This window comes from Lysinibacillus sp. NPDC093216 (assembly GCF_050280325.1).
Lineage (GTDB): Bacteria > Bacillota > Bacilli > Bacillales_A > Planococcaceae > Lysinibacillus.
In genome coordinates this window covers 1-12,759 of the sequence record NZ_JBNNVB010000023.1, presented here as the reverse complement: position 1 = coordinate 12,759, position 12,759 = coordinate 1, and the positions used below count along the sequence as shown (strand labels likewise).

At 35.9% G+C, this 12,759-nt stretch carries 14 protein-coding genes; 3 read left to right on the top strand and 11 right to left on the bottom strand.

Translation table 11 applies throughout. The annotated features are described in order from the left end of the window. Positions 1-21: 21 nt before the first annotated feature. The 5 genes from ACQKOG_RS20445 to ACQKOG_RS20425 all read right to left on the bottom strand — a co-directional run bounded on the left by ACQKOG_RS20445 (position 22) and on the right by ACQKOG_RS20425 (position 4,647). On the bottom strand, positions 22-1,131 hold the full coding sequence (locus tag ACQKOG_RS20445; RefSeq protein WP_427448181.1) for an HD-GYP domain-containing protein: 1,110 nt from the start codon (positions 1,129-1,131) through the stop codon (positions 22-24). 41 nt (positions 1,132-1,172) lie between these two features. After that, positions 1,173-2,537, bottom strand: coding sequence for a bifunctional metallophosphatase/5'-nucleotidase (locus ACQKOG_RS20440; RefSeq protein ID WP_427448179.1), 1,365 nt, complete (start codon positions 2,535-2,537; stop codon positions 1,173-1,175). 98 nt (positions 2,538-2,635) lie between these two features. Then, the gene (locus ACQKOG_RS20435) at positions 2,636-3,457 is read right to left on the bottom strand and encodes a sulfite exporter TauE/SafE family protein (protein WP_402869308.1); all 822 of its coding nucleotides are present in this window, start codon (positions 3,455-3,457) and stop codon (positions 2,636-2,638) included. Further along, positions 3,457-4,314 (bottom strand): DUF72 domain-containing protein, encoded by an 858-nt coding sequence (locus ACQKOG_RS20430; protein WP_402869310.1) that lies wholly within the window; start codon positions 4,312-4,314, stop codon positions 3,457-3,459. The genes ACQKOG_RS20435 and ACQKOG_RS20430 overlap by 1 nt, the downstream gene beginning before the upstream one ends. Positions 4,315-4,458: 144 nt before the next feature. Continuing rightward, positions 4,459-4,647, bottom strand: a complete 189-nt coding sequence (locus ACQKOG_RS20425) for a hypothetical protein (RefSeq protein WP_402869312.1) — start codon at positions 4,645-4,647, stop codon at positions 4,459-4,461. 175 nt (positions 4,648-4,822) lie between these two features. On the opposite strand from ACQKOG_RS20425, the gene ACQKOG_RS20420 reads away from it, so the two are divergent. Continuing rightward, positions 4,823-5,647: a GNAT family N-acetyltransferase gene (locus ACQKOG_RS20420; RefSeq protein ID WP_370078105.1), complete on the top strand. Its 825-nt coding sequence runs from the start codon at positions 4,823-4,825 to the stop codon at positions 5,645-5,647. Positions 5,648-5,708: 61 nt separating this feature from the next. Here the strand turns inward: ACQKOG_RS20420 and ACQKOG_RS20415 are convergent, their stop codons facing one another. The 3 genes from ACQKOG_RS20415 to ACQKOG_RS20405 form a co-directional block, all read right to left on the bottom strand. Next, positions 5,709-6,311 (bottom strand): nitroreductase family protein, encoded by a 603-nt coding sequence (locus tag ACQKOG_RS20415; RefSeq protein WP_370078107.1) that lies wholly within the window; start codon positions 6,309-6,311, stop codon positions 5,709-5,711. 78 nt (positions 6,312-6,389) lie between these two features. Continuing rightward, positions 6,390-6,992, bottom strand: coding sequence for a DsbA family oxidoreductase (locus tag ACQKOG_RS20410; protein ID WP_370078109.1), 603 nt, complete (start codon positions 6,990-6,992; stop codon positions 6,390-6,392). Between the two features lie 93 nt (positions 6,993-7,085). Further along, on the bottom strand, positions 7,086-7,523 hold the full coding sequence (locus ACQKOG_RS20405) for an Rrf2 family transcriptional regulator (RefSeq protein WP_370078276.1): 438 nt from the start codon (positions 7,521-7,523) through the stop codon (positions 7,086-7,088). A gap of 696 nt (positions 7,524-8,219) precedes the next feature. On the opposite strand from ACQKOG_RS20405, the gene ACQKOG_RS20400 reads away from it, so the two are divergent. Next, positions 8,220-8,570: a DUF3592 domain-containing protein gene (locus tag ACQKOG_RS20400; RefSeq protein WP_427448175.1), complete on the top strand. Its 351-nt coding sequence runs from the start codon at positions 8,220-8,222 to the stop codon at positions 8,568-8,570. Between the two features lie 230 nt (positions 8,571-8,800). Here the strand turns inward: ACQKOG_RS20400 and ACQKOG_RS20395 are convergent, their stop codons facing one another. Continuing rightward, entirely contained in the window at positions 8,801-9,268 is a 468-nt protein-coding gene (locus ACQKOG_RS20395; RefSeq protein ID WP_370078113.1) for a DUF6097 family protein, read from the bottom strand. 446 nt (positions 9,269-9,714) lie between these two features. Further along, positions 9,715-9,894 (bottom strand): hypothetical protein, encoded by a 180-nt coding sequence (locus ACQKOG_RS20390; protein WP_427448173.1) that lies wholly within the window; start codon positions 9,892-9,894, stop codon positions 9,715-9,717. 136 nt (positions 9,895-10,030) lie between these two features. Here ACQKOG_RS20390 and ACQKOG_RS20385 point away from each other — a divergent pair, with 136 nt between their 5' ends. Beyond that, positions 10,031-10,900 (top strand): ferritin-like domain-containing protein, encoded by an 870-nt coding sequence (locus tag ACQKOG_RS20385; protein ID WP_402869319.1) that lies wholly within the window; start codon positions 10,031-10,033, stop codon positions 10,898-10,900. Between the two features lie 89 nt (positions 10,901-10,989). On the opposite strand, the gene ACQKOG_RS20380 is transcribed toward ACQKOG_RS20385, so the two are convergent. Further along, positions 10,990-12,348: a lytic polysaccharide monooxygenase gene (locus ACQKOG_RS20380; RefSeq protein ID WP_402869320.1), complete on the bottom strand. Its 1,359-nt coding sequence runs from the start codon at positions 12,346-12,348 to the stop codon at positions 10,990-10,992. Positions 12,349-12,759 lie beyond the last annotated feature (411 nt).

Here is a 12,759-nt window from a genome sequence, read left to right as displayed (position 1 = left end):
CGTATGAACAGGAGGAGATTTTTATTCGATTTTCAATGGTACAACATAGTCCACTTCAACGCTTTCTATTATTACGGCTGAGTCGTCCACTAAATTAATTTCATATGTAGCTGCTAATAGTTGATTTTGCTCCTCAAAAATACGAATCCACGGTAAGGCTGGATTCAATGTATTTTGTCTTGATACAATACCTCGACGCCCATCCGATAATTTTAAAATAACGCCGTTAGGATAATGGACAACAGACCTTTTCAATGCATTCACAATACGTGCTTCGTATATAGTTCCAGCACCTGCTTCTAAAATGGCTAGGCCCTGAGAAGGTAGCATTTTTTCACGATATACACGACTTGTAGTCACCGCATCAAAGACGTCTGCTACACCAATAATTTTGGCAAACGGATGTATTTCAAAATCAACTAAGCCCCGTGGATAGCCACTCCCATCAATCCGTTCATGATGTTGGAAGGCACAATGTGCAACAATCAATGAGATGGAATGTAAATTACGTAACAAATCAAAACCATATCGAGCATGCTGCTTCATCGTTTCAAATTCCTCATATGATAGGCGAGCAGGCTTTGTCAGAATCTCTTTTGGTACCATAAGCTTCCCTATATCATGTAACAATGCGCCAATTCCAATTAAACGTAAATCTTCAGCTGAGTATCCAAGCTCTTTAGCAATCGCTATCGAATAAAGTGTGACTTGAAAGGAATGTTGATATAAATATTCATCAAATAAATACGCATCTGTTAGTATTGTTAAAATTTCATCATTACCTCTAACCGCCAACAGTAACTCATCTACAATTGAGACAATTGCTTTTGATTGTTGGTCAAGCACATAAGAGGCATTTACTGGATTTAAACCATCGATTGATTGGAAAGAATCTTTAATGGTTGAAATTGCTTTGTTTCGAATAACAGTTGGAACTGTTTCTTGTACCTCAATCCCCTCAGAAATTTTATCGTCAATATATATATAATGCATATTTAATTGCTGAAGTCTTTTTATGATACGTTCATTAATGACAACATCTTTCTTTAAAAGAGGATGCCCCGCCTCATTCCAAATGGTTCTTGCTAATACCATTCCTTCTTTTAATACATCGATTGAAATTAATCGCATGACCTTTTCCCCAATCCATTCTAAAAGCATTTTATCTACTATTACTTAAAGAATCTTTGACCATAATCTATCATAATGTTTCGTAAAAATTCTGGTAAAATATATTTTTTCTTAGCATATTTAAAGCTTGGATAAAAATAACCGAACGTAAACAAATCTAGTGTTACTAATTTATAAATTCGATCATTATCTGCTAGCTTCCCATTGATAAGTAATTGCCGATCTTCATTCATTGAAAATCCATAAGTTAACATCTTCCCAAAAATAACGCCTCTAAACCCTAATCCTTTTAGCTCAATATAAGGCCATTCTTCATTTTTAGATTGCTGAAAAATTTCTTTCATTTCAGCAACTGATAATTCAATCGTACATACATTTATAGGATGTGGGAAAATTCTATGCAAATCTAGTGCTGTCACTGTTCCCTTAGGTAAACCATCTAAAAAAATACCCGCGTTAAATAACGCACAATCTGCTCCACTTTTCTCTAAAATCGCACGTGCGAACAAATCGGATAATTGCGAATAATGGAACCATTCCTTGTTGTACGATTTTTCCGTAGTGAATACTGGAATATCAAGTAATCGTTTGCCTTCCTTTTCAAAAGATTGAACAATTTCATGTTCATTCTTAATTGCAGGCAAATCATTATTATGAATTAACGTATCCTTTTTTTCAACAATTTTCCTAAATTTTGTATTATATTCTAACATAAGATGGCCAGTATATTGTCCAAATTTCCCTCCACCTGTTAATAAAACGCCATTAATTAGCTTTCCATTAGGGAGAACGTGATGTGTATGTGAGCCAAATATAACATCTATTTCTGGGCATTCCTCAGCTAAAAGCTCATCCTCTGATATCCCTAAATGTGACAAACAAACAATTATATCTACTTCTTCCCGAAGCTGAAGTGCTAAGCGAATGAGTGTACTTCGTGCCTCATCTATCTCCCAGTCTAATTCGTTATAATAAATTTCAAACATAGCCGTTGCTGCAATGACTGCAACCTTTGTGCCATAAGCAGTTGTTAATACAACATACGGCTTCATCCACGTTGGATTTGGTCCTTGAGAGGCATTTACATTAGCAACTACTACGTCAAAAGTTGCTTCATCATACAAATGGTACAGCTCCTCATGGGACAATGTTATACCTTCATTATTACCAATTGTCACTACGTCGTAGCCCGCTTCATTCAATAACCTCACATTGCCCTTACCGACTGTTGCTTCCGTATAAATATTTGAACGATCTAAATGATCGCCGACATCAAATAAATAACATGTTTCTCCCATGGTTGTAAGCTTCGTACGCATTTCTTCCACATAGGTTTGCATTCGTGGCCAATACTTAAAATGACTGTGCAAATCATTCGTGTGAAAAATATGAATTTTTTCCAGCAATTAAGCCACCTCTTCTTTAAAATAGCTTCTATGTCTGTAGAAGACTTTCTATCAAAGTCATCTTTACTTTTCGGACCTATAGACATCAAAAATCAATATTACATTAAACCTTCGATAATAGAACGAATTCCTAATAATAATAAAATAACTCGAAGCGCTACTACAAGCGTATCTGATTTAATTCTTTTATTTAATGCTGCCCCTAGTTTTGCTCCAATATAAGCTCCTGGAATAACAGGAATCGTATAGAGCCATGGAACGTGTCCTAAATAAATATGACTCGCTGAATTAACAATCGACGATAAAAATACCATGAACATCGATGTTGCCACTGCAACGTGTGGTGGGAATAAAAATAAAATAATCATGGCAGGTACGATCATCGAGCCTCCACCGATACCAAATAATCCGGAGGCAAAGCCAATGCCAAATGTTAATGCAATAGCAAACCAAATGGGATACCCATATATAATGGTATTTCCTTCTTTATCATTGAATTCCTGTTGCACACCGTTTTTTACAAACCATTCTACAGGTTTCAATCGATCACGTACAAGTAATATCGTCGCTAAAATGATTAGTAAAATACCAAAATACAAATTAAATGATGGTACATCTAGCCCCTTATTTACCCATGCGCCCAGAATCGTTCCAGGAATACTTCCTATAAAAAATATCCAACCACTCTTATAATCAACTGTTTTAGATTTCATATAACTTAATGTAGAGGCAAGTCCAGTGAAAATCATCATGACAACCGATAAACCAACTACTTTTTGAGGAGTGATATCTGGAATCATCCCTAGATTTAATCCAACGTATAACGTTGCTGGGACTAAGATAATTCCTCCACCAAGTCCAACCAACGAGCCAATTACCCCAGATAATAATGCAATAATAGCTAAAACAAAAAATTCCATTATAGTTCCCCTTCAAACATATTTAATTGTTTAGGCGCTAACCCTACATCTCTAATCGCTAAAATCCCTTGTAATTCCTTTGCATTTTTCGCAGCATGAAGCCCTGAATTATTATTAAATAATACATACAGATCCTGTACTTCTGATTGAAGATGTTTCAAATGCTGTCCAAGCTGTTGCAATTCTTCACTATTATAGTCATATAAAAAGCGAACCTTCCGCCAGTTTTCGGCATTACCAGTATTACGCCACCCATGAATGTTACGTCCATGAATACGTACAAGTGCCTTAGTTGCAGTAACCGTAGGATGAAATGGTACAGAACCCACGCCAGCCTGTGGTTCATCACAAATGGTATGAATGAATTGATGCTCTCGTAAAAAATCCATTGTTTGCTGCACGACATTGTCCGCATACCATGTTCGATTACGAAACTCAATAGCTACGTCAAAGCCTTTAAGCTGTTGCCTAATATACAATAAATATTGTACATTCTTAGTCTGACAATCAAACCACGGTGGAAATTGTGCTAGTACCATTGCTAGCTTCCCATGACGTTTAAATTCATTGGCACATTCGATAAAGGCATTAAACATGTCATTCTTCGATTCAAACGGTATGTCACCACGTAAATGACCTGTCATTCCTTGATAGGCCTTCACAACAAAACTAAAATTTTCGGGTGTACCCTCACACCACTTTCGAACATTCTCTTGAGAAGGTATGGCATAAAAAGAAGTATCAACTTCGACCGTTAAAAAATGACCTGTATAATCGAATAATTTGTCCTTTGAGGCAGTCACTTCACTATAAAGCGAAGGATGATCACCCCAACCAGTTAATCCAACTATAATCATGTGACCCCCTCCTCTATGTACATTTATCATAGCATATACTTTCTAATGAAATATGAACGTATCGTAAAAAAACACAGCTAATAAATACGTATAGCAAGATGGATTTTACCATCATTTACCTATATGATAAAGTAAAGTCCAAAGTTAAGTGAAGTATTTATTAAAACGTATGTCCTGTAAATAAGCGGATTGGAGTGGAGGCTGGGCGACTCCTTGGGGATCAGCAATAGAGGAACGAAGGCTAAAACCATCACGTCCTGTGATAACGCCTTCGTGACCAGCATCGTGCTGGCCCGAGACCCTGGAGCGAGCAACGCGAGTGAAGCGGCTCATCGGACGCCCCCAGGAAGCTCTGCTCTGTGCGAAAGCGAAGCGGCAGCGGCAAATGTTTTATCTGTGCGAAAGCGAAGCGGCAGCAACAAAGCGCCCAGCCGGAGCGGAAATCAACCCTACGTTTTGGGGATGAGTCAAAATATAGAAAATAGAACATGAAAGGATAGTGATATAAATGATTACTGAACTACAGCAAAATGAATTTCACAGGTGTAAAGAGCTGTTGAATAAGCAAGGCCAATTAGAAGTTCAAGCAGTTGTAGAGGGAGTAAATCCTGGACGAGTATTTGTGGATAATATCGACACACCACGTACAGCACTTATTTGGTTAGGCAACAATGATGGATTTTTATTTATCGGGAATGAAGAAAATGACCAATTTAATAATCAAATAAATGATTTTGTAGATCGAGTAATTGTACCTGAAGCGAAGAAAGTGGGGTTACATTACTTCGAAGGTATTGGTAACCATCCAAAGTGGAATGAAACGATAGAAAAAATATTTAAACATCGCGAACTTGGTAGTTGGAAGCAAAGAGTCTATAAGCTACATAAAAATAACTATATAGCAAATAATGAGCCCGATGTTAAAGAAGGATGCACTGTTTTAAAAATAGATAACGCTCTATTTAACGATAACGCAATTAAAAATCCCGAATTTTTACATTCAAAAATTCTTTCGTGTTGGTCTTCTCCTGAGTGTTTCTTGAATAAAGGAATTGGATATTGTGTCGTTTACAAACATCACATTATTAGTCTTTGTTTTTCAGGCTTTGTAGTTGAAAATGTCCACTGTATTGACATTGAAACATTAGAAGCTCACCAAGGAAATAAATTAGCCCAAAAGTTAGCTCACTACGTTGTAAAAGATTGTTTAGCACAAGGTTCGACCCCATATTGGGATTGTATGGATTCAAACAAGCCTTCCATCGCTGTAGCAGAAAATATAGGGTTTACTAATGTTTTTAACTATGTAGGATACGAATTTTCATTCAACTAAAAATATTAAAACCCCGCTAAGTAAATCACTTAACAGGGTTTATTTGTAGATATGGATTTAATTAATAAAATTTCACTACATCTTCAAAAGGTAATGACGTTTTGTCTCCTGGTTGTTCATTTGGTTCACCAAATGGCATTTGAGCTACTAGGCTCCATTCTGCAGGGATATTCCAAGTTTCTTTAACTTCTTCATCAATAATTGGATTATAGTGCTGAATAGATGCACCAATTCCTTCAGTAGTTAAAGACATCCATGTTGCGTACTGTAGCATAGCATTTCCTTGATGTGACCAGAATGGGAATTGCTCTTTATAAGAAGGTGCGTTTTCTTGCATTTGTTTGATTGTTGCTTGATTTTCAAAGAATAAGATTGTTCCTACTCCATCTGTAAAGCCTTGTAAACGCTCTTCTGTTGCAGCAAAATTTTCTGCTGGAACACGTGCACGCAATGTTTCTTTAACAATATCCCAAAACTTTTCGTGTTCATTATCCATTAAAACTACTACACGTCCGCTTTGCATATTAAATGAAGATGGCGCATGGACACTGACTTTTAATAGCTCTTCAATTTTTTCCTTTGTAATCGCTGCGTTCTTTTTCACTTTACGGATTGAACGACGATTAATAATTGCATCTTTTAAATTAGTTGTTGTTACTGACATTTGTAGTTCCTCCAAATTTTAATCAATTTTATATATAGACTTTTTCATGCAGCATCATTTGCTACTGTTTAAATTTTATTACCTATTTTTTAATTGCTGATCGATGACTTGCGCAATTCTTTCTTTACTAGCTAATCCTTGGATCATTTCATCACCAATAATTAGTGTAGGAACAGCCGTAATATTCGCTTCTTCATAAGCATGCTTTAAAGCTTCTTGATGAGCTTCACGATATTTACCTGAAAGCAAGGATTCTTTGAATTCTTCTTTTGGCAGACCTACCTCATTTGCTAATTGAGTTAACACGTCTACAGCCTCAATATTTTGCTCTTCTTGGAAAAATGCTGTGAAAACTCTATGATGAAATTCATTTCCTTTTCCATATACTTTAGCGAATTGATATCCTTCAAAAGCTAAATTCGTATATGGATGTGGAGATACTCGTGGTAATCGCATATCAATCCCTAGCTTTTTGGCTGTAGGGAGAATATAGGAATCCCACGACCCTAATTTAGCAGGCTCTTTCCAAGGATCGATTTTTGGATATGGTTTTGGCCTTAATTCAAACGGCATCCACTCTATCTCTATATCCTTTTCTTTTGCAATTTCATCCAACGGCCCTTTCCCTAAAAAACAGAAAGGACAAATAAAATCCGAATATGCTTTTATTTTAAGAGTCACCCAATAAAAACCTCCCTTTCTCTTTTAGTTGTAACCATTTTAGTTACAACTAAGTCAAATAAATATGCATTCCGTGAAAAGAAAAGAATGCATTTATTGTGATTGTTGAATTTCATGGATTAAAGATGTAATCACTTGTTCCATAGTAATGTTGGCTAATACTTGCTCCATTGCTTCTTGTGCTTGCACTAAAATTAGTTCTAACACAGCCTGTATATTTGCACCAATAGGACAATCAGGATTTGGATTTTCATGTAGATGAAATAATTTATCTTCTTCCACAACCTCTACTGAACGAAAAACCTCTAGCAAAGTGATAGTATCCAGATCTTTTACTAAAAAAGCTCCACCTGTTCCCCGGCGCACTTGCACTATACCTGCCTTTTTAAGATAGGACAATATTTTCCTAATTACTACCGGATTTGTATTCACGCTTTCCGCCATAAATTCCGATGTGCAAATGGTCGATGGATTTTGTTTGATGATTGATAAAATATGAACAGCGATTGTAAAACGACTGCTAATTTTAATCTTCATCACCTTCAGCTGTAACCATTATAGTTACAACTGAAAAATAAGTCAACTGTTTTATAAAAAATACAACATGCGAAAAAAATATAGATCCAAAAACTGTTGGGTCTATACTTTAACATGCTATTTTATAAGATACTGCTACATGCCTTCTAAATTCGACTGTATGCTAGTCCTCCTTCCATAAGAGGGTCTACCACGTTTATAAACACTTAATTACTTTTAAAGGTTGATATTTTGAACAATTGAATTCTTCTTGAAATGTTCTAATGTATTTGGTGAATCTGAGTTTTCATCTGCTGAGAATTGTATAAATAAATAGTCTAGATTCATATCTGCCAATTGCACTACAGAAAGTGCTTCTTGCTAATTTCATTAGGAACCTCTAAACTAAGCTCTCCGTATAATACAGATTTAAGAATACTTCTTTTGGATATACATAAGGTTGCCTCCTCCATACGAATAGCAACCAGTTTTTGACCTTTAAGTTTCTCAATTAAAGCTGATTTTGTAGCTTCAACTATTATTTCCACAAGTTATATTTAATTGTGAACAAAGTAAAAAGTGTATAGTATTATAAAAGTAAAGTTCCCAAAGCATTACTGGATCTGGCACCTTTCACAGAAAAAACAATATTCAAAAATTTTGAGTTTACCTATAGTCTTTTGTTTAAAAAAGAAAAAAGTGGGGATGCAAATGTACATTTTTATCGGGGTAATTATCTTCTTTCTAATCATTTTTGTCGCACTATGGATATTACCACTGAAGTATCAAAAAATTGAATGGATTGAAACGAACGCACAGATTATCGAAAGTGATTTTTCACACCGAACAGTTGGCCATGAGATTACATATGCAAAAGGAGAATCAAAGCGTAGAGTAAAGTTGACAGTACAATTTACGTCATTACAAAATAAATCAATCACTGTCACGAGCAAAGTATGGACATATACGAAAAATCGTGCTTTTTTTGAGGAAGGACAATGGGTGACGATTCTTTATAATAAAAAGAAGCCTCAACAGTTTAAACTCAAATATCAAATATAGAAGGTTACTGGGTTAAATGAATGGGAGATAATTTATTATTCATTCTTGTCCCATAGAAAAACACCTTCACGTTGATTTCATAAGGAGTCATACCAGTTTTTCAACGAAAGGTGTTTTTATTTATCTTAGAATTTCTAGGTCAGTACATTGCTACGCTTGACACGCCCATCTCATTGCTCCTAAGGTAGGAACTGTTGTAGAGAAATGAGCGGAAAGAAACTCCGTTAAACCTACTTTTCAATATTTTGATTTAATTGGTCTAATAATTTCAACTTTAAATTAGGATATATTTTATTATACATTTTCTTTTCTATTAATTTATGTGCAATTACGATAGAAGCAAATATAAAAGCGTACAGAATAAATGCCCATGGATACGCTAAGAACCAATCAAGTATATTTTTAAAGATATCCTCGCGACCTATTATTTTTAACTTTCCTAAAATCATATAAACAATAAAGACAACGATTGGTAATGCAATAACACCTGACATAATGTTTAAAGATCGTTTTTTATTCCGAGCTTCGATAAAAGTAGGTTCATTTAAATAATCGCTAACCCCCACTGCTTGTTTTTCAAAAGTATCTTCACTTCTAATAGGTAAGTTGTAATCACTAATTATTTTGTGAAGCTGTTTAAGTTCTTCCGCGCTAGAATGAATATCAAGCATCGTTTTTCCGTAATTCAGATTCCCCACTTCTTTCTCGCTTAAAATATTTAGTATATAGTACCATAAATGAAGGATTTTTGCTATTTGCAGGTTATGATTTGTCATATTTATCTAAGCGAAAAAACAGAGAAAAAAGATGATTCTACATCAAATGTTGGAGTGGAGGCATAATATGAAGCTTCCCGAACGTTTCGGCGACTCCCCCTTTCTTTATGATTTTCTATCCGTCTGTTAGATGGTTCTATCAGGTGGTGAAAAGCAACGTTTATCACCGGTGCTCGCATTTTTAAAAGATGCTCCATTGTTCGATGAAAAGAAGAATCCAACCTAGGCAACACAAGAAATGACTTTGCACAATTACCTATACACAATGCATAAGATAAGTTGATGGATCAATTACGCCTCGGCATAATTGCGTCCGGAATCGGCTTTGTTCTTAGGCCTGCAAATGTTTTTTGTGCGAAAGCGAAGCGCTAACGTAGCGGCAGCAAAAGGGTTTTATCTGCGCGAAAGCAAAGCGGCAGCAGCAGATGGCTTTTGCGCGAAAGCAAAGCGGCAGCAGCAGATGGCTTTTGCGCGAAAGCAAAGCGGCAGCAGCAGATGGCTTTTGCGCGAAAGCGAAGCGGCAGCGGCAGCAACACGATGTTGGTCACTCAGTCGTTGCCACAGGACGGGGCGTTCTTGGACTGAGTTCCTTTTTTCAGCGGATGTCTTTTGTACCGAAAGCGTAGCGACAGGTACAGATGTTTGGACACCCGCTGAAAGAAGTTAAACAAAAGGAGGACAATGATGTATCCAAATCAATACTATTATCATTATGCTCCACAGCATAATAGTACTTATCCTATGGTAAACGATGCTCAACTTGTAAATGATATTCAGAAGGCCATTAATGCTGAGTATAGTGCCGTTGCTTGTTATGAGAAGTTAGCTAAGATGGCACCTACTGAGGATGAAAAGAATAGAATACTTGAGATACAAAAAGATGAAATACGCCATCTCGAGGAATTTAGCAAAATTTATATGAATTTAACAGGAAGAAAGCCTTCTTATCAAATAATTGAGGAATGCCCGGACAACTATAGGGCCGGAATCGAATTTGCTTTTAAAGATGAACAAGAAACTGTTGATTCTTATTTAGATATAGCAGATAAAGCAAATGATCCGATGATTAAAGAAAGATTTCGACGTGCAGCAGCGGACGAGCAAAATCACGCAGTATGGTTTTTGTATTTTTTTTCAAAAAGCCCGGACATAACACATAAACATACACAAAATTACGGTCATCCAGATCTATTACATCCTCCTACATTGACATCCCCTCAATTATTGGGTGAAAACTTAACTCAATCAATTTTTGATAATTTTCTAGGAAACTTTAACTTTATTAATAATACTTTTGGGCATATAAATTCTTTAATACCCTTTTTCGGACATAATTGGGTACCGTTTTCTAATGATGAATCGCAGTTATTCGTAACAAACTCAGAAAACAATAAAATAGCATATACGGCTAGGAGTCGTAAGGAAAAAGACAATATTTCTATGTATGAATCGTTTATGGCATTTAATATTCCTACTGATAATTTTCCAACCGTTTTTCCTCAACTATATAACAACTCTTTGAACCTCCAAAACAACATTAGGTACTTACCTTGAAGAGCAAAAGAAGGAGACGAATTTTAAAGTTCGTCTCCTTCAATCTAAACGCTCTGTACTCTTGCTTTTCCACAAGAGTCCACGCAAAATTATTTAATTTCTTTCCATAAAGACAATGCGAATATCCAATTTGGATCTCCATATCCTTGATAGTTTTGAACAGCTTCATATATTTTACCTTGGTGCTCTACTTTATCACCTTTTGTGTATGCCTTAATTGGACTCCATTGCTCATAAGACGACCCTTGCTCTTTTGTAGTCACAGTGAAAATGGAACTTTTATTAGATTCATTTCCAGCTGTATCAACGGCAGTGACTGCATAGTTATATGTTGTATTTGATTGTAGATTCATGTCCATAAAAGAAGTAGTTTTCGATGTTCCAACTACAGTCATTTGTCCTACTTGTGTGCCTCGATATATAACATAATGGTCAACTGCTACATTATCCTCTGATGCCCCCCACATTAAGTCTACACTTGAGGCTGTTACTCCCATCGTGTGAAGTGAAGTTGGTTGCGTTGGTGCTTCCGTGTCTGGAACTGCATTCATTGTCTCTACAGCTATAGACTCACTTTCTTTAGAAACATTTCCAGCTGCATCCACTGCCTTTATTGTATATGTATATTTTGTATTCGCTTTTAAATTTTTGTCTGTGAATGTTGTTCCCGGTACCGTTCCAATCGCTTTACCATCACGGAATACTTGATATTCTTTTACACCCACATTGTCTGTAGATGGATTCCATTTTAGCTCGACACTGTTAGCAGTAACTTTCGTTGCCTGTAATCCATTTGGCTGAGTTGGAGCTTCCTTATCTACATCCACATTATTCACTAAATTAACATCAATCACATTATAGAAAGCATTTGCAGTATTCGCTACATCCCAAACAGCTAAAATAACGTGGTAGCCACTACGATCAGTTGGTACGTTAATTGTATGAGTTAAATTAGTTGATGCTTCAGTACCGTTATGTTCAACAGTTCCAATTGGCTCAAGATCAGCACGAGTTAATGGCTTATTAGGGTCCCATCCCTTTTTCGTAATATAATAGTGCCATTTGCTTGTTAAATGTGATGCAGTGTACTTCCATGTAAAGGTATTCGGTCCCCCTGTAATCGTATTCTTAAACCAGCGATTTACAGATTGTTGATCGAGGATACCATCAAACTGACCTCCTGCAGATGCAATTTTACCATCAACTGGTCCACCTTGTGGAAATCCTTTCTTGGCCTCTAAGCTCTGTGGCTCATACATAACCCTTCCACAACTCAAGTTAAGCGCGCCATAACTTTGGCTACATAAAGCAGCACGGCTAGCTGGTTTTTCTACAAACCCATGTGCAGATGCATTTGGCGCCATTGCAATCCCCATGATTCCTGCTGCTAATATTGCCGCACTTAGTCCCTTTTTACTTTTACTTAATTTTGTAAATTTAGTGTTCATATAAGTAATCTCCTATCTTTGAAAATGTATTTCTACTCGTATGATAGCTATGGATTAAAAATTAAGCAAACTATGGGTGAATATGATAAAAGTCGCATTACATTGTGATGTTTTTTCGCAAAAGATATATATTAATAGCTCTAAATATAATAAATATCTTATAATTATGTGCCTTTTCATTTAAAGTAGCTTCGGATTTTATTAAAGTGTTCATAAAATATTCAAATTAAAATTAGTCAATTTATGATCTTCTCCACAGTTTTTTATTCTGCGTAAAATAGGTTGGTAAAGCTATATAAACAACATCCGCATAAAAAAGAGGCTGGGACATAACTAGCTTCAATTAGTGAGAAATCCGAATTTGAATGAATTCAAATTCGGATTTCTCTATTTTTTATGTTGTCTCCATAT

Excerpts from the sequence above, each read along its gene's own strand:
- ACQKOG_RS20385 (WP_402869319.1), top strand. The coding sequence starts at position 10,031 with ATGTATCCAAATCAATACTATTATCATTATGCTCCACAGCATAATAGT.
- ACQKOG_RS20420 (WP_370078105.1), top strand. The coding sequence starts at position 4,823 with ATGATTACTGAACTACAGCAAAATGAATTTCACAGGTGTAAAGAGCTG.
- ACQKOG_RS20445 (WP_427448181.1), bottom strand. The coding sequence starts at position 1,131 with ATGCGATTAATTTCAATCGATGTATTAAAAGAAGGAATGGTATTAGCA.
- ACQKOG_RS20400 (WP_427448175.1), top strand. The coding sequence starts at position 8,220 with ATGTACATTTTTATCGGGGTAATTATCTTCTTTCTAATCATTTTTGTC.
- ACQKOG_RS20435 (WP_402869308.1), bottom strand. The coding sequence starts at position 3,457 with ATGGAATTTTTTGTTTTAGCTATTATTGCATTATTATCTGGGGTAATT.
- ACQKOG_RS20430 (WP_402869310.1), bottom strand. The coding sequence starts at position 4,314 with ATGATTATAGTTGGATTAACTGGTTGGGGTGATCATCCTTCGCTTTAT.
- ACQKOG_RS20425 (WP_402869312.1), bottom strand. The coding sequence starts at position 4,647 with ATGAGCCGCTTCACTCGCGTTGCTCGCTCCAGGGTCTCGGGCCAGCAC.
- ACQKOG_RS20415 (WP_370078107.1), bottom strand. The coding sequence starts at position 6,311 with ATGTCAGTAACAACAACTAATTTAAAAGATGCAATTATTAATCGTCGT.
- ACQKOG_RS20380 (WP_402869320.1), bottom strand. The coding sequence starts at position 12,348 with ATGAACACTAAATTTACAAAATTAAGTAAAAGTAAAAAGGGACTAAGT.